The following is a 21,085-nucleotide window of genomic DNA, read 5'->3' on the forward strand; positions in this document are numbered from 1 at the left end:
TTCAATTATATATAGTTTTTTATTCTATTATTTTTCTCTATTCTCTGAAAAGAGTGATTAATCTCTTGTACTTATAAATACCGCTGTCATTCAATAATTTTATTGCTTTTACTTTTACAATTTCCTATAATAATATTTTATACTATTTCCCATTAAAATAAATTAGTTATAAATTCTAAGTTCTTATAGTTACCGAACAGGACTATTAATTATTTAATTTTCATTGGAATACCAGATACTACAAAATAAACTTCATCAGCCCTTTTTGCCACAGCCTGATTCATTTTTCCTGCAATTTCACGGAAATAACGTCCCAATGGATAACTCGGCACAAGCCCCAATCCCAGCTCATTTGACACAATTACCGTATTTTCAAATTGACTCGTTATATTCAGCAGTTCATTTACTGTGTTTTCCACATTTTTGTTCAACTTTTCCACAATTTTTACATAAGATTTTTTGTCAAAATTATCCCAGTCAACATCCTTTTCCTCAAAAATTATATTAGTTATCATATTCGTAAGGCAATCCACAAGCATATTATTTTTAATTTCATTTTCTGTTTTAGGAAAATATTTATTTAAATTACTTTCAAAATTTTTATAAGTTTCCACAGTACCCCAATCGTTTTTCCTTCTTTCCTTATGCAACCTCACCTTTTCCTTCATTTCCTCATCAAACACAAGCGATGTTGCCAAATACACATTCTCCTGCTTCCCATTATTCAAACTTAAAATTAACTCTTCAGCAAACTTGCTTTTCCCACTTTTCGCCCCGCCAGTAACAAAAATTATCGCCATTTCTTTCACTCCTTTTTCACAATTTTCTATAAACAAAAAAACAACCTCACATAAAAGTTGTTGCCTTTAATTTTTTATTCCAATCCTTGTTTTAATGGATTCACTATTCTTACTTCAGTTTATTTTCTCATAAAGACATAGACATATACGTTTCAATCCTTGTTTTAATGGATTCACTATTCTTACTGCCTCAGTTCGCAATGTTACATATCTACAATATAAGGTTTCAATCCTTGTTTTAATGGATTCACTATTCTTACATTCAATATACATATAGGAGAATTTCCTATATGTAAAGTTTCAATCCTTGTTTTAATGGATTCACTATTCTTACCTTTAATGACTATTTGAGTTATACTAACTACCCAGATAAAGTTTCAATCCTTGTTTTAATGGATTCACTATTCTTACTAGGAGGTAAATGTGGCTAACGTAAGTGAAGCATATGTTTCAATCCTTGTTTTAATGGATTCACTATTCTTACATGTAATACTTTACTGTCTGAATGGAATTATCTAATGTCTCAATCCTTGTTCTAATGGATTCACTATTCTTACAAATGGAAAGAAATGTAAAAAATGAAATTTTAAGAAGTCTCAATCCTTGTTCTAATGGATTCACTATTCTTACTAATGAAAGGATAAACAATGAGAAACATGTTGGAAAGGTCTCAATCCTTGTTCTAATGGATTCACTATTCTTACCCGTACTTTTGAGAAAACCCTTTATTTATCAATGTTACAAGAATTTTTTCAGACATTAAAATCATATTTTTTTGATTAATTTTTGTCATTTTTTGCTGTTTTTTTAGCATTTTCCGTAACTCCTAACTAGCATGTTTAGTGGCTTTAAGCGAATTTTTCTCTGCATTTTTAATTTTTAGTAGTGGCAGGAATTTTTTCTACAAACTTATTGTACCATATTTTTTTGATTTTTCAAAGTTTTTTAGAAAAATTTCCCCATTCAAATATTTTATACTAAACTCCATTTAAAAAATAGAAATAAAATTCTACAGCAATTAATTTGGTAGTCTTGTAAAAAAGACTTTAATTACATGAATTTTCTGATTTCTACTATTCAAATGAGGGCTTAGTATTACTTTATCAAAACAAAAAAAGAGAAAAATAATATTATTAAATTTCTCTCTTTTCTCAAACTATATAAAAAATATTTCTAGTTAAATTTTATTTTTTTCTGCTGTCAATTACTTTTTGTGCCAAGTCTCCCATTAATTCTTCATATCTTACAAGTTTCATTTCAAAATATCCACGTCCTTGCGTGATGGCTTTCAATTCGTTGGCATATTTGAATGTTTCTGACATTGGGGCTTCAGCTATTATTTTTTGTTTTGTATTTTTGTGGGCTTCCATTCCTATTACTCTACCACGTTTTTTGTTGATGTCGCCCATTACATCTCCGATATATTCTTCTGGAATGATAATTGTAAGTTCCATAATTGGTTCTAATAAAATTGGTTTTGCTTCCAGCATTCCCTTTTTGAAGGCCAAGTTTGCGGCAATTTTAAAGGCTAATTCTGAAGAATCTACATCGTGATATGAACCGTCGTATAAGACAGCTTTTATGTTAGTTACTGGATAACCAGCTAGAACTCCTTCTTTTAGCGATTCTCTTAATCCTTTTTCTACAGCTGGAATATATGATTTTGGAACGCTTCCACCTGTAATTGTTTCTTCAAAGACAAAGTCTTCATCTACATGAGAAAATTTAATTAATACATCTCCGTATTGTCCGTGCCCTCCTGATTGTTTCTTGTGTTTTCCTTGAACATCAGAAGTTCCTTTGATTGTTTCACGGTACGGCACTTTTAATTCGATAGTTTTTATTGATATTCCAAATTTAGCTTTTAATTTTTCGATAACTGTTGCAGAATGAAGTTCTCCTTGTACTCCTAGCACTGTCTGCCCTGTTTCAAGGTTTCTGTGCCAAGTGAAAGATGGGTCTTCTTCCATTAGGCGGTTAAGTCCAGAAGACATTTTTTCATCATCATTTTTGTTCAAAGGCTCTATTGCCACGAATAATTGTGGTTTTGGAAAAGTTATTTCCTTTATGGCAGCTTCTTTTTCATTAGTTGACAATGTATCAGAAGTTCTTGTACTGTTAAATTTTGAAAATACAACAATATCTCCAGCGATTCCCTTTTGAACTTCTTCCATTTTATTCATAACGAATGTGTAAATTTTTCCAATTCTTTCTTTTGATTTTCTATTTATATTAAAAACTTCGCTATCTTGCTTAACTTCACCAGAATAAACTTTTGCGTATGAAACTTTTCCTAAGAAAGAATCAATCGTAGTTTTGAAAATTTGGCATGTAAATGTATTTTTTTCAGGCTCAATTTTTTTATTGTCGTTAGGTGATGGCAAGAAATCCTTTACCATGTCAAAAGTTGTGTGAAGTCCGATATTTTTTAGAGTCGCACCACAAATAACAGGAATTACAGAACAGTCAAGCACTCCCTGTCTAAGTCCACGATGAATTTCAGCTGTTGTAAACTCAATCCCATTAAAATATTTATCCATTAATTCTTCATCTGTTTCAGCTACCGCTTCCAAAAGCATTTCACGAATTGAATTTATTTCATCATCCATATCAGCGGGCATTTCCACAGTTGCACATTCATTTTTGTTTTTATCAAATTCCCTTGCAAACATATCAATTACATTAATATGCCCACGAAATTCGTTTCCCCGTCCCCAAGGTACATGAAATGGAGCGATTCTTTTACCATATTTTTCTCTCAACTGTGAAAGAATCTTTTCATAATCAGCTTTTTCATTGTCAATTTTATTTACAAAAATAAATCGTGGAATATTTCTGCTGTCTGTCAGCTCAAGAGCCGTTTCTGTCCCAACTGTTAAATCAGTAGTTCCATCAACAATAATAATCGCTCCGTCAACTGCCGCAAGTCCCGATTCAACTTCACCAAAAAAATCTCCGTACCCTGGAATATCCACAAAATTAAATTTCGCAGCCTGATACTCAATGGCATGCAAACTCAAGGAATTAGTAATTTTTGTATCATTTTCATTGACCGCGATACGATTGGTAAGTCCAGCCGTAAATTCCAGCCCCTCCACCATATTACTCTTTCCTGAACCGCTATGTCCTAAAATTCCCACATTTCTAATGTTACTGCTGTCATATATTCTCATAACATTTCCTCCCTGTATCTGCTTTCCTTAATTAATAAAATTTACCTTATATTAAATTTTAACTTGAAATTGGAAAAAATCAAGTAATTTTATTATTTAATTGCTCAAAATTACAGTTTTCATAATTTTATAAAAAATTTTCCTTGTAATTAGAAAAAAAAAATGTTAATATATGTAGCAACATTCTTTAAATTTAAGAAATAAATTTCCCAAATTTCTATTGGTTACAAGGAGAATTCTATAACGAAAGGAGAAGATAATAAATGAAGGAAAATTTTGAGAATAATACCAATTCTCTTTGGGAAAATATAAATGGTATTGAATTTTCAAAAAATGAAGAAATTTATGATATTATAAAAAATAATTTAAAAAACGAAAATGAATTTAAAGTGGATTTTGGCTATGCAGATGGTTTCCATAAAAGCAAAGCTAATAATAAAAAAAACATCCCCATTTCAGATAATGATTTTTCAGAAAACGAAGCAACCATTCCTTATGTCATTATCAATCCTGAAAACGGTCCTTCTGACAAGGCTGATTATGACTATGTTGTTCAAATAAGAAGAAATAAGGAACTTGGAATAAAAAATCTTGGGTATGTCACTACAAATGAATATACAAAAAGTGTAAAAAAAGTATATTCTGAAATTGATAAATATATACAATTTTACGGTTCTGACAATATCTCGGGAATTTTCCTTGATGAAGTTTCATCAGGTACAAATCCTCTAGAAATCGAATACATGGCACAAATATATAATTATATAAAAAATAAGTATCCTGACTCAATCGTAGTTGCAAATCCCGGAGGAACAGTAACAGATGAAATGTCCAAATATTCTGATTTATGGCTAACAAGCGAACTGTCTGCCAATAACTACATCAATCATTGGGTTCCAAGAACCTACAACTTTGAAAATAATCCTGAAAACGCAAGCCGTATTGTGCATGTCATTCATTCTGCAACGCCCGATCAGTACGAAACGCTATTAAAATTGTCAAAAGAGCGAAATGCAGGATTTTTAATGATTACAACCGATGTTCCAAATATTCCCTATAAAGATTTGCCACAAAATTTTGAAAATTTAATATTATCAATAAATAACCCTGAATTTGAAAATTTTTCAAATACAAAAAATGATTTGGCCAGAACATCAATATTTGATAATTCAGATATAAAACCCAAATCTACTGATTCAAAAAATTCTGTATCCGAACAAATTGTGAAAAATATTCAAACAGAAAGCTGCAATCATAATTCAGACCAGTTTGTATCTTCTGGAAAATACAGTATCGCTGGAAATCTTGAAATCTCAAGTCTTGATTTTTGGAAACTTTTAGACTTTCATTATAAAAATAGTGTAAAAAGCTTCTCAAAAAAGATATTCAATCCCCATTTTGACTTTGGATACAGTATTTTAGAAGAATTCATCATAAATGCTTCAAATAAAATAAATGAATCTGGAGACTTTGAGATTGATTTTAACAAGGACTGGAATATTTAACAAAAAAATTAGCTGTTTCATAAGTATCATGATACAGCTTTTTTTATTATTTATTCTACTTTTCACTCTTATCCACAATTACTTTTAACGAATGCCAGCTAAGTGTCGCACATTTTACTCTTGCAGGCATTTGAGCCACATATTCCATAAGAACAGCATCTCCTAATTTTTTGCTTTCTTCACTTGTCAGTTTTTCTTCCTGCTTCATCATTTTGAAAAACAAATTTACTTTTTCCTTTGCTTCTTCCATTGTCTTCCCTTTTACCAAGTCAATCAGCATAGCCATAGAAGCCGTTGAAATGGCACATCCGCTTCCAATAAAAGCGGCATCTGTTATTACTCCATTTTCGTCAGTTTTTATTTCAAGTGTCAAGTCATCTCCACAGTTTGGATTATGCCCACGTTCTGCAAATGTCGGATTTTCGATTTCACGGTTTAGTTCCTTACGTCTGCTGTATTCCAGTATTGTCTGCTGGTATATTTTTTCTAAATTCATATTAAACCTCCTTTTCAAATTTTTTTCTTTTTATTTAGGGCGTGTCTGAAAACTATAAAAATGATAAATTTTTAGCAAATTTTTCAAAATTCAAAATAACAAACACTGATTTTATCGTAATTTATCTAATTTATAAAATTAAAAAATATTAAAACTAACATAGATTTTGAGTTTTAAGACACTGCCTATTTTTCCTATAATTCAAAAACTTCCTTCACTTTTAAAAGCCCTTCTATCAGTTTATCAATATCCTCTTCATTGTTGTAAATGCTAAAACTTGCACGGCAGCACGAAGGGACTCCTAAATACTTCATTAAAGGCTGAGCACAATGATGCCCCGAACGGACTGCTACATTATACGAGTCAAGTATAAATGCCACATCATGAGAATGCACATTTTTTACATTAAAGGCAATAATTCCAGCACGCTCAACATCTTTTGTAAAATATGTCTCTACAAAATCTAGCTTTTTCAATTTTTCTAAAGCAATTTCTGTAAGAGAATTTTCAATTTCATTAATTTTCTCATAACTTACTTCTTCAATAAAATTAATTGCCTCTTCCAGAGTTACTGCCCCTTCCACATTCTGAGTCCCTCCTTCAAATTTATTTGGAAGCGGTGCAAACGTTGATTCCTCCTCTGTTACAAATTCAATCATATCTCCACCGTATAAGAAAGGCGGCATTTTGTCAAGAATATCCTTTTTCCCATACATAACCCCAATTCCCATTGGTGTAAATAATTTATGTCCTGAAAATACAAGAAAATCTGCATCCAGTTCTTGAACATCATGTTTAAAATGCAGCATCGACTGTGCAGCATCCACAAGAATGCGTGTGTTTTTATTTTTGTTTCGTGCAATTTCAATAATTTCTTTTATTGGCTGAATAACTCCTGTAACATTTACCACAGCGGAAACAGCTACAAGTTTTGTTTTATCTGACAATTTATTTTTAAAATCTTCAATATCAAATTGTCCATTTTCAGTAAGATAAACAAATTTTATCTTGGCATTTTTCTTTTTAGCTACAAACTGCCAAGGGACAATGTTTGCGTGATGATTTGAAATTCCTAGAATTATCTCGTCATTTTCATTTATAAATTCCATTCCATAAGAATAGGCGATTAAATTGATTGATTCTGTAGTACTTTTGGTAAAGATTACTTCTTCCGAATATTCTGCATTAATAAATTTCTGTACAGTTTTACGTGCATTTGCCATCAAGTTTGAGGCTTCCATAGACAAGGTATGCGAACCACGTCCTGGATTGCCGTTATATTTTTCATAATATTCCATAATTTTATCCAGCACTCTTTTAGGCTTTTGTGAAGTTGCCGCTGTATCAAGATAGTGATTATTTCTATTCTTAAATATTGGAAATTCTTTTCTATAGTCCATTTTTCCCTCCCTATACAATTTTACCCACAAGCAATAAAAAATTATATCACTTTGTGGGTAATTTTTCAAATTCATATTTTTTATTTTAAATTCTTCTTTCCAGCTCTTCAAATAATTTTTCTCTTAATTTTTCATCATCGATGTTATCCATTATTGGACGGAATGAAGATTCAACTATCAATTTTTTTGCTCTTCCTTCAGAAAGTCCACGGCTCATTAAATAAAATAATTTTGATTCATCAACTTTTCCGACAGAAGCGGCATGTTCTCCGATAACATCATCTTCACTACAAAATAATGTCGGAATAGAGTCAGCTTTTATTTTATCATTTAACAAAATGGCAAATTCCCCTTCACGTCCTTCAGACTTGCTCGAACCTTGCTTAAAGTAAAGGTTTCCACGAAATACTTTTTTAGCTGTATCTTTTACAGCTCCTCTTCCTTGAAGCTCACCAACTGTTCTACGTCCACGGAATACTACTGAATACTCCAAGTCCAGCTTTCTGTCCTCATCAGCAAGGTATGCAGGCCACACATAAACTTCTGATGAATCTTCCTCAAGATAAGATTTATGACTTATTGCATTAATCTTTCCACCTAGTTCAACGCTGTAATATTGAGTTTTTCCTTGACCCAAAGTTTCAATTTTTGATGACTCAAAATTAGAACTTTTTGTATTTAAAGTTTGTATTTTTATAATTTTTACTTCTGCATTTCTCCCAGTGAACACTTTTATAATTCCATTGTGATAAACTGGTGTGTCGTCTTCTGAATCATAAGTAATAATTACCGTAACTTTTGCAAAATCTTCTACTTCAATAACATTGTAGTCAACTAAAAAATTATTTTCTTTATTTGCCCGATAATTTAAGTAAATTGGTTTTTCAACAATTTTTCTCTCTTTTATTTTCAAATATTTCCCTTCGTTATAAAAAGCAAAGTTCTGTTTCTTGAAAAAATCTCCCAATCCATAATCATTATCATTTTTTAAACTTTCAAGTTCTTGCAGGGAATCATTTATATTTTTTATAACAACTCCATCTTGATTTTCATTTTTAACTTCCAGATTATTAAATTCCTTAAAAGTTTCAGGCTCCTCATATTTATAGCCAACCCTTTTCCAATTAACTTTTTCAAGTGTTTTATATTCTTCAAAAATTTTTAATCTGTAATCACTGTTATCAAGATTTTGTATGCTTGATTTTTCTAACATTTTTACTCCTCTCGTTTTTTAAGCAATGTCTTTAAATTATCCAATAGTTCCTTCAAGTTCCAGCTCTATCAATTTATTAAGCTCTACAGCGTATTCAAGCGGAAGCTCCTTAGAAATTGGCTCAACAAATCCTCTTACAATCATCGCCTTTGCTTCATCTTCGCTTATACCTCTTGACATAAGATAAAATATTGCTTCGTCGCTTATTCTTCCGATTTTTGCTTCATGTCCAATATCAACGCTATCGTTATTTATATCAATTATTGGTATAGTGTCTGAAGTTGATTCATTATCCAGCATTAATGATTCACATTCTACAGTTGATCTTGCTCCAGTTGCTTCTGGCAATACTTTTAAAAGCCCTCTATAAAATGCTGTTCCTCCATTTTTGGAAATTGATTTTGAATGAACTGTCGAACTTGTCTGTTTTCCTTGATGAATAATTTTACATCCTGTATCCAAATATTGTCCAGCCGCTGCAAATGTAACTCCTGTAAATTCACATCTTGAACGATCACCTTTTAGAATACTCATTGGGTAAAGCATCGAAACTCTTGATCCAAATGATCCAGAAATCCACTCAACTACTCCATCATCTTCCACTATTGCTCTTTTTGTATTAAGATTGTACATATTTCTTGACCAGTTTTCAATTGTTGAATATCTTAATCTTGCCCCTTTTCTTACAAATAATTCAACCGCTCCTGCATGCAATGCATTTTTTTGATATTTTGGAGCAGAACATCCCTCGATATAATGCAAATCAGCTCCTTCGTCCACAATAATAAGCGTATGCTCAAATTGCCCTGCTTCAGGTGCATTCAATCTAAAGTATGATTGTAAAGGCATATTTACCTTTACTCCTTTTGGAACGTAGATAAATGATCCTCCAGACCATACTGCTCCATGTAATGCCGCAAATTTGTGATCATTAACTGTAATTAATGTCATAAAATATTCCTTTAGCATATCTTCATATTCCACCATTGCAGTTTCAATATCTGTATAAATTACACCTTGTTCTTTCAATTCTTTATGAATGCTGTGATAAACTACTTCCGAATCATATTGTGCTCCTACTCCTGCAAGTGACTGCTTTTCAGCCTCAGGAATTCCAAGTCTGTCAAATGTATCTCTTATATAGCTTGGTACATCATCCCAGTTTTCATTCATAGGTGCCGAATCAGGTTCTAAATAATGCACAATATCATTTACATCAAGATCTGATAAATCTGGACCCCAGTCAGTCATAGGTTTTGAATTGTAAACTTCTAATGCCTTTAATCTAAATTCTTTCATCCACTCAGGCTCATTTTTTCTTTCTGAAATTTTTTTGATAATTTCAGGAGTAAGTCCCTTTTCAGCCTTATATTTATAACGTCCTTCGTCTTTTATATCATAGACACCACGTTCAATGTCTGCAACATATGTTTTTTTTCTATTTTCCATTATTCCCACACTTTCTATTCTGTATTAATTATAATCCTAATTCTTCCTTCATTTTAGCATAGCCATCTTTTTCAATGCTTTCTACTAATTCCTGTCCACCTGTCTTAACAATTTTTCCATTCATCAAAATATGAACAAAATCAGGCTTTAAATAATCCAGCACTTTATCATAGTGTGTAATTATAAGCAAAGCTGTATCTTTAGTTTTTAACTTTTGAACACCTTCAAATACAACTTTTGTTGCATCGATATCAAGTCCAGAATCAGTTTCATCCAGAATAGCCAATTTTGGCTCTAAAACTGCCATCTGTAAAATTTCATTCTTTTTCTTTTCTCCACCAGAAAATCCAACATTCAAATGTCTATCTGCATATTCAGGATTAATGTGAAGCTTTTCCATTTTTTCCACTAATTCATTATGAAATTGCATTAAATACTGCTTTTCCCCAGTAACAGCCTCTTTTGCCGTTCTCAAAAAGTCCTCCACAGTAAGCCCTGGTATTTCTTCAGGATATTGAAATGATAGGAAAATTCCTTTTTTAGCTCTTTCATCAACAGCATCTTCATTAATATTCTCTCCATCCAAAATAATTTCTCCATCAACTAATTCGTGTTTTGGATGTCCCACAAGAATACTTGCAAGCGTAGATTTTCCTGCTCCGTTAGGTCCCATAATTACGTGAACTTCTCCTTTATTTATAGTCAAGTTCAGTCCTTTTAAGATTTCCTTCCCCTCTACTTCAGATTTTACGTTTTTCAATTCTAACAAACTCATGTTAATTTTACCTCCAAAATTTTTCTAAATATATCTAAATTTCACTAAACTTAATCAAAGCAAAAATTTGAGTGAAACATATCAATTTTTAATTATTTCATAAACTGATTTTATCATAAATTTATTTGTTTATCAAATCAAATTGTACTTATATATTTTATCAAAAAATTGTAATAAAATCAATTATGAAAATAATTTATTTATATTTTTCTATATGATAATTTGTATTTTAATATTTAAATTAAGTAATTGGTACAATTATTGAATAATCTTCTGTCCATTCTTTCCATTTTTCAGGTGTCAATGTTACCAAATCTATTTTTTTCATAAAATCGTATGGTTCTTCATAACTTTGTAGCGAGGTATTATCAATTAAATTTTTAGGAGCCATTTTATCATTAATTCCTAAGTCAAATCCATGTAATAATGCTATTTTAGAATACATTAATACATAAATATTCAAATAAAAACTATAATTAATATCTGTATCAAAAAGAATTTTCTTAGCTATTTTAGGTTCTAATAATTTATGTATTGCTCGTTTCATTTTTTCTGTATTTTTATTTACTAATGCTTCAAAAAACATAAAATCATATTTTGTATATGCATAATAACTTTTAGTTAATGGTTCTTCCAAATATTTTTTGCTTCTTTTTTCTACTTCTTCAAAATCTCCTAATAGTGCTAAAATAGTTGTTTTTGATAAAAAAGAATTTCGATGTAAATCTTTTGATTTTATATAGGTGTTCTCTTTTGAATTAAAATCATTTGAAGTTATATAGTTTAAATTATTTTTTAAAAAACTTATCCATTCTTTATTATTTGACATAATTAATCCAAATAAACTATAGCTAGCCTTATAAAGTTTTGATTCTTTAGAAGTTCCTAAAATTTTTAATTTTTCTGAAATATGACAGTTTAACCTAAAAGAATTTAAATTATTTTCTATCAATAAATTTTTTGAAGCAAGTACTTTATACCCTGATGATAATGTTCTCATACAGGATAACTGATTTCCCTTTTTATTTTTAATGTAATCTATACATCTTTTTTCCATTTCAAAATCAAATTTATAATCAGATAAAATTTCATAATTTTCTTTGAACTTTTGTTCATCAATTAAAATATTCACTTATATTCCTCATTTCCAATCTAATTTTTATTATTTTCTTAATCTGAAAAATCACATCGCTCCATTGTATGTTTCCTTATCATTTTTAAAAAACTTCTTTTGTAATCGCTGAACATTTATTTGTTTCTTTATACTAAACCCCATTTAAACAGCGAATTTATTAAAAACTTTTCTAAAAAAGGATAAAAAACTAATATTTTTAATTAAAATATAATTTTCATTTTTTAAACAGAGTCTACCATAAACTAATCCGTCGGAGCATTTTTCTGTGCTGGCAAAACTGTTTGAGCATAGCGAGTTTTTTGTCAGTGCAGAAAAATGTCGTAGACTAGCCATAGGTTGTAGGATTTGCGGCAATGAGCAATCCTACAAAAACATAGTAATTAGTTGAATGGCTATGAAATAGCTATTATAAAAATTTATTCCTATTTTCAAAAGAGTTTAGTATTAATAACAAATCCTTCAATTCTTCAAGACTAATTTTTTCCATTATTTATATTCTCCTGTTTGATTTTCAGATAAAAAAATGTTGCATTTAATATTGCAATTTATGATAAGTTAAAATTTTACAAAAAAAGTATCCTCTTAAACACCTACTCCAAAGAGAATACTTTTTAAAAAACATATTTTTATTACTTATTATTTCAAAGCAAATGCCTTGTGATTTAAAGGTCCAGTATAGTCGTTTAATTTAAAGGACTGTTTCAAGGCTTCTGTGATTAATTTTTTTGTAGTAGCAACTGCTTCGCTTACTGTGGAACCTTTTGCCAGTTCTGCTGTGATTGAGGCGGAGAAAGTACATCCTGCACCGTGATTCCATTCTGTATCAATTTTTTCAGATTCAAAAAATTCAAAATCTTTTCCATCGTATAAGAAATCAATTGATTTTTCTCCAGCGAAAAATTTTCTTCCTTTTATAACAACATTTTTTGCACCTAAGTCACATATTTTTTTAGCCGCTTCCTTCGCTTCCTCAAGCGTGTCAATTTTTTCCATTCCAGCTAACTGCGCGGCTTCAAATAAGTTTGGTGTAACGACAGTTGCGTAAGGCAATAAATGATTTTTCATGGCAATTACATTTTCTGGGAAAAGATTTTCAGTAGAACCGCTGCTCACTTTGCATACCATAACGGGATCTATAACAACTGGATTTTTACAATTTTTTAAAATAGAACCTACATATTCAATAATTTCAACTGTAGGAAGCATGCCAGTTTTTAATGCATCCACTCCAATTCCATTTACAACTGTATCAATTTGCTCTTTTATAACATTCAATTCAATTGGAAAAACTTTGTGAGCCCAGCTATTTCTAGGATCCATTGTAACAATAACTGTCAGGGCGTTCATTCCATAAACCCCTCTTTCCTGAAACGTTTTCAGATCTGCCTGTATGCCAGCTCCCCCGCTTGTATCAGATCCCGCAATTGTTAATACTTTTTTTATAGACATTTTAGTACCTCCTGTTTTGTATTTTAATTATTTCAGTTTCAAATTATCAATAACCCTTGTTTTTATAAAAAATAATATGATAAAAACATCTATACAATCAAAACATTTCAAAAATTAATTTGTTAAATAAATTTTAAATTTATCTTGCAAATTCAATATTTTTCATAATTTCCTTTGCTATTTCAGGTTTATTCATTGTATAAATATGAATTCCCTTGATTCCATAAGCTAATAATTCTATAATTTGTTCACTTGCGTACATTATTCCAGCCTTTTTCATAGATTCTGGATTATCTCCGTATTTTTCCAGTAATTTATCTAATTTGTGAGGTACAGAGCATTTTGACAGCTCTATAATTCTTTTTATCTGCTTTGCATTTGTAACTGGCATAATTCCTGCAACTAAAGGTACTTTTATATCTAGTTTTTCTGCCTGCTCCTTAAATTTTATAAAAATATCATTATCAAAGAACATTTGAGAAGTTAAAAAATCTGTTCCAGCCTCAACTTTATTCTTCAAATGAAAAAGATCAACCAAATCATTATTTTCATAGTGAGTTTCTGGATAAAACGCACCGCCAATTGAAAAATCATCAAATTCACTGTTTTTTCTCAAGTCGCTAATCAGTTCAGAAGCGTACTTATAATCTCCCTTGTTATAAATATCTTCTGTTTCTCCTTGCGGAATATCTCCACGAAGTGCCAAAATATTTTTTACATTTTTACTTTTTGCTTCCTGTAAATAATCGTGAATTTCGCTTTTCTTACTTCCAACACAAGTTAAATGAGCCAAAACTTCTGTTTTCAAATTATTTTTAATGTGAGAAGCCATTTCAATAGTCCCGCCTTTAGTCTGCCCGCCTGCACCGTATGTAACGCTAATAAAATCAGGCTTGCACTCCACTAGTTCAGCCGTCACCTCTTTTAATTTCTCTTGCGAAAAATTTTTGTTTGGTGGAAAAATCTCAAAGGAAATAAGATGCTCCTTCTGTTCAAACATATCTTTTATTTTCATTAAAACCTCCTAATTAATACTATTTCCCGTTTAAAGAGCAGAAATCAAAAATTGATGAAATTAAAGCCTTTTTACGCGGAAAAATCTTTAAGATGGATACTTAAAAATTAAATTTGATTTTTTTACAAAGATGTCAAATTAATTATTATAGAATTTTACTTCTATTTTTTAACTGGGATTTAGTATAAACATATAATAAAACATTCTTTAAATTAATTCAAACATTAAAAATAACTTTTATTCCTCAAAAAATTCGCCCATTTTTCTGTATTTATCGTATCTTCTTCTAAGCAGTTCCCTTAGAGAGAACTTGTCAATCCGTTTAAATTCCTTTACAACCATTTCCTTTAAATTTTGAGCTGTTTCCTCAAAGTTTCTATGAGCGCCGCCTAATGGCTCTTTTATTATTTCATCTATTATTCCGAGGCTCTTTAGACTGATGGCATCCATTTTTAGGCTTCTTGCGGCTTCCGCGGCTTTTGTTGAGTCGTTAAAAAGGATTGATGCGCAGCCTTCTGGAGAAATAACCGAATACACACTGTTTTCAAGCATTAAAATTGAGTCTGCCACACCAATTCCTAATGCTCCTCCACTTCCACCTTCTCCAATAACAACTGATACAATTGGCACACGAAATCCGAACATTTCTGCCAAGTTTTTAGCAATGGCTTCTCCTTGCCCCTTTTCTTCGGCTTCTATTCCAGGATATGCTCCAGCCGTGTCGATTAATGTTAAAATTGGCAATTTAAAACGTTCCGCCATTCTCATTAGCCTTAACGCCTTTCTATATCCTTCAGGACTTGCCATCCCAAAATTTCTGTAGATATTTGAATCAATATCCCTTCCTTTTTGCTGCCCTATTATCATTATCTTATATCCATCAATTGTCGCAAGCCCTCCTACAATGGCATTATCATCCTTTGAGAGCCTGTCACCATGAAGTTCTACAAAATCCTGAGTCAGCTCATTTATATAGTCTAAAGTGTAAGGTCTTTGAGGATTTCTTGAAATTTGAATTCTGTTCCATGCATCCATCTCGTTTTCCTCAAAATCCCTGTATTTGTCTTCCAGATTTTTTTCAAGTTCTGTTATCTGAGCAGAAAAATCAATGCTTCTTTCAGCTGAAAATCTTTTTAACTCGGCTATATTATCTTCCAATTCCTTAATTTCATCTTTTATACTCATAGTTCTATCCTTTCGTTTGAAAAATTTTAAAACTTACACTAATTTTTCCAATACTCTATAAATCGTTGTTTTTAAATCTTTTCTTTCTGAAATTATGTCAATCATTCCGTGTTCCAGCAAAAATTCTGCCCTTTGAAATCCTTTTGGCAATTTCTGATTTACAGTCTGCTCAATTACTCTAGGCCCTGCAAAGGCAATCAAAGTATTTGGCTCTGTTATAATAACATCTCCCAGCATTGCAAAAGAAGCTGTTACTCCACCTGTAGTCGGATCAACAGGCACAGAAATAAACGGAATGCCTGCTTCATTCAGTTTCTTTACTGCTCCTGAAGTTTTTGCCATTTGCATAAGCGACAAGATTCCTTCCTGCATTCTTGCACCGCCAGAGCTTGAAACTATCACAACTGGTATTTTCCGTTTAAGCCCTCGTTCCAACGCCCTTGTAATCTTCTCTCCAACAACCGAACCCATGCTTCCGCCCATAAAGCTGAATTCCATTGCGGCAATGCTGACTTCTATTCCGTTAATTTTCCCAATTCCACTAATGACACCATCTAACATACGGCTTTTCTCACGTGAAACTTCCAATTTTTCCTCGTATCCAGGAAAATTCAGCATATCTTTTGAATTAAGCGTCATATCTTCCTCAAGAAACGTTTCTTCATCAATTAGAAGCTCTATTCTTTCAAACGCTGTAAGCCTGAAATAATTTCCACATTTTGGACATACATTTAAGTTATTCTTCAAATCCTCATTATAAATGATCTCGTTGCATCGATTACATTTTTTCCACTTGTTATCATCCACAACATCAACTGTTAATTTTGATTTGGATGTAAGTGTTACATATTTATTTTTTGATTTTCTACTTGAAAATAAACCCATTTTCTTCACCTCTCAAGAATTTTATATTTTTTAATTGAAATAACAGGTGTTACAATACCATATATAATACTCCACTTATATTAGAAATTTCTTTGAGCGAAATATTTTTTTAAAAAAATGCCTTATCTGAAATTGAAAACTTATAGTTATCAAAAGAAATTGAATAGCAACAAAGAAAAAATCTGTCACTGCCATCCTTTATCCCATATTTCTTATCTCCCACTATAAAAAGGCTTTCGTGAGCAAGCTGAGCTCTTATCTGGTGTTTTCTGCCAGTAATCAGCTCAACATCTAAAAGTAAAATATTTTTATTATTTTTTTCAAATAATTTTAATATTTCTTTTGATTTTTTTAATTTGTTAAAATTTACATGCTTAAAATAAGTAATGCTTTTTTTAGATTCACGTGAAACAGGATTTTCTGAAACAATAACTTTATTTTCCAATGTTGTTAAATAATTTTCAATTTTAAAATCTTCCAAATTAAATTTTTCTCTCTCAAGTTTATTACGTCTAATAATATTTTTATTATGAACAACCGCAAAATATTTTTTGTGAACTTCATTATCCCTAATTTTTTGAGAAATATACCTAAGAAACTTCAAGGTTTTACAGCCAATGACAAGCCCTGATGTTTCAAAATCCAGCCTATTTGCAAAATTAATATTATCGCTTTTATAAATTTTCTTAAAGACTTCAGCAAGTCCGTACTTATGCCCAGTCCCTTTATGCATCGGAACTTTTTCCTTTTTATTCACAATAAAAAAATCATCATTTTCAAAGATAACCATCTTTTTATATTTTTCCAGATCTTTTTCTAAAATTTTCAGTTCCTTTATCTTATATGTATTTACAATTTCTCCTATTTTTTCAGTATTTCCTGTAGACAAATTTCTTATTGTAATTTTATCATTTAACAGAAGGCGATAGTTCTCCTTTGACTTTTTTCCGTTAATTTTAACATCTCCAGACCTTATCGCCCCAAAAATCCTGCTAAGCGGCTCATCCTTAAAATTTTTTCTTAAATATCTGTCCAGCCGCATTCCTTCCATCTCAGAATGTACAACAACTTCTTTTTTCCCCAAGATTTTCCTCATTTCTTAAGTATTATGAATTTTTATGCTTTCAATTATTCCTATCATTATAAATGAAGCTAGGAACGAACTTCCACCGTAGCTCATAAGCAATAATGGTTTCCCTGTAACTGGAACAAGTCCAATTGTCATTCCTACGTTTACGACTACGTGCATAAAGATTACTCCAGCCATGCCATATAATATGAGGCGGCCAAAATCATCCTGAATAATCCGGGATATCCGCATTATTTCAAGAATTAACGCAAAATACAAAAGTAAAACCAATGAAGAGCCTACAAATCCCATCTCTTCAGACAGTACTGAAAAAATAAAGTCTGTCTGTGCTTCAGGCAAAAATTCCAGCCTGCTCTGACTCCCCTGCAGCACTCCCTTCCCTAGAAATCCTCCAGCTCCAACTGATATTTTAGACTGTATAACGTGCCATCCGCTTCCCTTTCTGTCTGTTTCAGGATGTAAAAATGTCTCTACACGTGTCCTTTGATAATCGCTCAGTACAAACTTGTAAATCGGATAGACTGACAGCATAAGCACTATCCCTATTATCCAGATCGGCTTCATGTTTGCGCCATACAAAAAAATCATAAACACGAATGCTGAAATTGTTATCAAGGTTGTTCCCAGGTCAGGCTGAATAAGAATTAGAAAAATAAGCGGCGTTACTGGAAGAATAGCTCCAATAATGTCATTTAAGTTATTAATCCCGCTTTTGTACTTGTTTACTATCCAGTAGGCAATAATTATAATAATCGCTATTTTTACAAACTCTGACGGCTGCAGCTGAAACGGTCCCAATGCAATCCAACGCTGCGCTCCAAGAGTTTTTTTCCCAGCGAACCGAACGAGCAGAAGCAGAATGACACATATACCGTAAATATGCCGTATAAAGTATTTTACATTTCTATAGTCAACTGCGGCTATTAAAAATACCAGCACCGTCCCTATCCCGATCCACAGGATATTTTTTACAACCATTCCGCTCTGCCTTGTCGCGCTGTACACAAATACTGTACTTATCGTTACAAGAGCATACACAAGCAGCAATATCATCTTATCTATCCGAAGGATATTATTTCTCATATCATTCAATCTTTGGTTTTGAAACATTTTATACTCCTAAATCTTTATTTTTATTTTTCAAATTATAAAATTTTACATAAATATTTTACCCTATTTGTCAATATTCCCCAAAACTGTAATATTTTCCGTCAAATATTTAGTTTTTGCAAAATTATTTACATCCTCAAGTTTTACTGCATTGACTTCATTTTTCATCTTTTCAGAATCTAGAATTTCATTTTTTCTAATATAATAATTTCCCAAAATTCCCATTCTAGAACGTGGATTTTCCATTGCAAATGCAATCCTGCTCATATATTTATTTTTTGCCTTCTGAAGTTCATCCTCTGTTACTCCATTTTCACGTAACTTTTTAAATTCTGAAAGCGTTATTTCTATTGCCTTTTCATAATTTTCTAGATTCGTTCCAATGTACGTCGATGTCAGGCCTCCTGATAAATAATATTGATTATACGTATAAACAGAATAGGCAAGTCCATTTTTCTCACGGATTTCCTGAAAAAGTCTAGAACTCATTGAACCACCAATAATATTTGCTAAAATATCCGTATATATTTTATTTTTACTGTTATAATCTTCACTTTGATGAGAAATACAGATATTAACTTGATTTATATCTTTTGAAACAATTTTTTTTCCAGCATTAAATGAAAAATCTATTTTATCACGTCTATCAATCTTTTTATCACCTAATTTTGAAAAATATTGATCAATTTTCTGAATAATCTCGTTTTTATCAAAATTTCCAGAAACTACAACCAAAATATTGTCTTTTGTGTATCTTTCCTTATAATATTTTCTGATTTCATCTGCAGTAAAGCCTTTTACACTAGCTTCTGTTCCAATAATAGGCTTTCCATACTGCCCATTTATACTGTCTGCATAATTCATTTCAAATACTAAATCATCTGGCGAATCCTTATACATCTTAATTTCTTCCACAATTACATCTTTTTCTTTTTCCAGTTCCTTTTCATCAATCGTAGAATTTGTAACAATGTCAAACAAAATATCCACAGACTTTCCCAGAAACTGTGTTAAGGCATTTATATAAAAAACTGTTTCTTCTTTAGTCGTATGTGCATTCACATTTGCTCCAAGATAGTCAATTTCTTCAGAAATTTCAAAATAATTTCTAGTAGGAGTTCCTTTAAAAATCATATGCTCTAGTACATGAGAGATTCCTTCCTCCGTATCACTTTCATCTCGTGAACCAGTTTTTACAAATACTCCAACTGAGCAGGTAGAAATACTTTCAAGCCTATCAAAAATAACTTCTATTCCACTATTTGTCCTTATCTTCTCTATCATACCATTCCCTTCTTTTTCATTTTATAAAAATCAAAAATATTTATTAGTATTCAGAATCCCTAAATAATTTTATTCCAACTATTAAAAATATAATTAACGGAATAAAACAAGCTGCATAAATTGGAACTGCTCCAGATACTGCCATTGAACGTAAGATCGTGCTGACACCGTAATAGGCGTAACCAATTATTACAGATAATCCTATATTTAGAGCCGCTCCTCCTCTTACATACCTACTTCCTAGCGAAAGTCCAATTAGACACATAACGAATGAAGATAATGCAAAAGATATTCTATAATAAAATTCTATTCTTAAATTTAAGGAATCTGCTCCAACTCTTGTAAAATAAACTACCTTTTCACGTAATTCAGGCATTGTCAAATTTTTTGCCTTGACTGGACTTGCCAGTACATCCTCCATTTTTGCAATAAATTTGAATTTTTTTGTATCAGCAGGCTTCATTAAATTAGTTTTATCATCGTACTCCTTTAAGTCTTTAAAAGTCCATTCATTTGTTTTTGGGTTAATTTTTCCAAAAGGAGAAGTGTATATTTTGCTTATTTCCTTAAAGCCTTTTTCAAATTTCAGTATTTCAATATGCTCCATGGTCCCAGTATTTTTATTTACGTGTTCACTAAAAAGTACTGTTTTTTTGTCAATTTTTACAAAAATAAATTTTTTCTCCGCCTTGACAGGTTCCTTATTATCAATTTTTAAAGATTTTAAATTTTCCTTTTTAGTGTTTGATTTTCCTAAAGCGTCGTAATTTAACCAAAATACGCCCATACTTACAAGAAATGAAAAAATCATTGGAAATAAAGCTATTCTTGCGAAACTGATTCCACTTGTTTTCATTGCTGCGATTTCCAGCTGTTTTGCCATCTTGCTTATACACAGAAGGCTTCCAAGCAGAACTCCAAGAGGAGCTGTATTTGTTATTATTTCAGGTGTTCCGTATCTCAGATATCTTATGGCGTCATGTCCTTTAAGCTTTCCGTCCATAATCCATCCCGTAAGACTAATACTTTCAGCTAGTAAAAATATTAAGAAAAACATCATCATTCCTAAAATAAAACTTTTTACATAGTTTAGAATTATATATTTATCTAATTTATTCATA

The 21,085-nt window shown here is 31.2% G+C and carries 17 protein-coding genes and 1 CRISPR repeat array; of the genes, 1 reads left to right on the plus strand and 16 read right to left on the minus strand.

The annotated features are described in order from the left end of the window. Positions 1-209: 209 nt before the first annotated feature. Both cobU and FVE77_RS10120 read right to left on the minus strand, forming a co-directional pair. Positions 210-800, minus strand: coding sequence for a bifunctional adenosylcobinamide kinase/adenosylcobinamide-phosphate guanylyltransferase (gene cobU, locus FVE77_RS10115; protein ID WP_026746835.1), 591 nt, complete (start codon positions 798-800; stop codon positions 210-212). Between the two features lie 76 nt (positions 801-876). After that, positions 877-1,504: direct repeats of the CRISPR family, unit length 37 nt; unit sequence GTTTCAATCCTTGTTTTAATGGATTCACTATTCTTAC. A gap of 480 nt (positions 1,505-1,984) precedes the next feature. Then, positions 1,985-3,973 carry an elongation factor G gene (locus FVE77_RS10120; protein WP_026746834.1) on the minus strand — a complete coding sequence of 663 codons (1,989 nt, stop codon included), beginning with the start codon at positions 3,971-3,973 and terminating at the stop codon, positions 1,985-1,987. A gap of 263 nt (positions 3,974-4,236) precedes the next feature. On the opposite strand from FVE77_RS10120, the gene FVE77_RS10125 reads away from it, so the two are divergent. Continuing rightward, on the plus strand, positions 4,237-5,478 hold the full coding sequence (locus FVE77_RS10125; RefSeq protein WP_051254522.1) for a spherulation-specific family 4 protein: 1,242 nt from the start codon (positions 4,237-4,239) through the stop codon (positions 5,476-5,478). Between the two features lie 55 nt (positions 5,479-5,533). On the opposite strand, the gene sufU is transcribed toward FVE77_RS10125, so the two are convergent. From sufU to FVE77_RS10195, 14 genes are all read right to left on the minus strand, one after another. Next, complete coding sequence (gene sufU, locus FVE77_RS10130) at positions 5,534-5,974, minus strand: Fe-S cluster assembly sulfur transfer protein SufU (RefSeq protein ID WP_026746833.1); 441 nt, start codon at positions 5,972-5,974, stop codon at positions 5,534-5,536. Positions 5,975-6,168: 194 nt separating this feature from the next. Continuing rightward, a complete protein-coding gene (locus FVE77_RS10135) occupies positions 6,169-7,374 on the minus strand; it encodes a SufS family cysteine desulfurase (RefSeq protein WP_026746832.1) in 1,206 nt (401 codons plus the stop codon). A gap of 85 nt (positions 7,375-7,459) precedes the next feature. Next, positions 7,460-8,587: a Fe-S cluster assembly protein SufD gene (sufD, locus tag FVE77_RS10140; RefSeq protein ID WP_026746831.1), complete on the minus strand. Its 1,128-nt coding sequence runs from the start codon at positions 8,585-8,587 to the stop codon at positions 7,460-7,462. A gap of 36 nt (positions 8,588-8,623) precedes the next feature. Further along, positions 8,624-10,036 carry a Fe-S cluster assembly protein SufB gene (gene sufB / locus FVE77_RS10145; protein WP_026746830.1) on the minus strand — a complete coding sequence of 471 codons (1,413 nt, stop codon included), beginning with the start codon at positions 10,034-10,036 and terminating at the stop codon, positions 8,624-8,626. A gap of 28 nt (positions 10,037-10,064) precedes the next feature. Further along, a complete protein-coding gene (gene sufC / locus FVE77_RS10150; protein WP_021744694.1) occupies positions 10,065-10,811 on the minus strand; it encodes a Fe-S cluster assembly ATPase SufC in 747 nt (248 codons plus the stop codon). A gap of 241 nt (positions 10,812-11,052) precedes the next feature. Continuing rightward, positions 11,053-11,943 (minus strand): immunity 49 family protein, encoded by an 891-nt coding sequence (locus FVE77_RS10155; protein WP_051254521.1) that lies wholly within the window; start codon positions 11,941-11,943, stop codon positions 11,053-11,055. Positions 11,944-12,582: 639 nt separating this feature from the next. After that, entirely contained in the window at positions 12,583-13,395 is an 813-nt protein-coding gene (pdxK, locus tag FVE77_RS10160; RefSeq protein WP_026746828.1) for a pyridoxine/pyridoxal/pyridoxamine kinase, read from the minus strand. A gap of 139 nt (positions 13,396-13,534) precedes the next feature. After that, on the minus strand, positions 13,535-14,410 hold the full coding sequence (gene metF, locus FVE77_RS10165) for a methylenetetrahydrofolate reductase [NAD(P)H] (RefSeq protein WP_026746827.1): 876 nt from the start codon (positions 14,408-14,410) through the stop codon (positions 13,535-13,537). 237 nt (positions 14,411-14,647) lie between these two features. After that, complete coding sequence (locus tag FVE77_RS10170; protein WP_026746826.1) at positions 14,648-15,595, minus strand: acetyl-CoA carboxylase carboxyltransferase subunit alpha; 948 nt, start codon at positions 15,593-15,595, stop codon at positions 14,648-14,650. A 33-nt stretch (positions 15,596-15,628) separates the two neighbouring features. Further along, complete coding sequence (accD, locus tag FVE77_RS10175) at positions 15,629-16,480, minus strand: acetyl-CoA carboxylase, carboxyltransferase subunit beta (RefSeq protein ID WP_026746825.1); 852 nt, start codon at positions 16,478-16,480, stop codon at positions 15,629-15,631. Positions 16,481-16,589: 109 nt separating this feature from the next. Further along, complete coding sequence (locus FVE77_RS10180; protein ID WP_006805944.1) at positions 16,590-17,576, minus strand: RluA family pseudouridine synthase; 987 nt, start codon at positions 17,574-17,576, stop codon at positions 16,590-16,592. Positions 17,577-17,579: 3 nt separating this feature from the next. Beyond that, positions 17,580-18,680: a rod shape-determining protein RodA gene (rodA, locus tag FVE77_RS10185; protein WP_006805945.1), complete on the minus strand. Its 1,101-nt coding sequence runs from the start codon at positions 18,678-18,680 to the stop codon at positions 17,580-17,582. Positions 18,681-18,743: 63 nt separating this feature from the next. Then, positions 18,744-19,964, minus strand: coding sequence for a M16 family metallopeptidase (locus FVE77_RS10190; RefSeq protein WP_026746823.1), 1,221 nt, complete (start codon positions 19,962-19,964; stop codon positions 18,744-18,746). A gap of 43 nt (positions 19,965-20,007) precedes the next feature. Further along, positions 20,008-21,084 (minus strand): LptF/LptG family permease, encoded by a 1,077-nt coding sequence (locus tag FVE77_RS10195; protein ID WP_026746822.1) that lies wholly within the window; start codon positions 21,082-21,084, stop codon positions 20,008-20,010. Between the last annotated feature and the right edge of the window lies 1 nt (position 21,085).

The sequence above is a fragment of the Leptotrichia hofstadii genome, assembly GCF_007990525.1.
GTDB lineage: Bacteria > Fusobacteriota > Fusobacteriia > Fusobacteriales > Leptotrichiaceae > Leptotrichia > Leptotrichia hofstadii.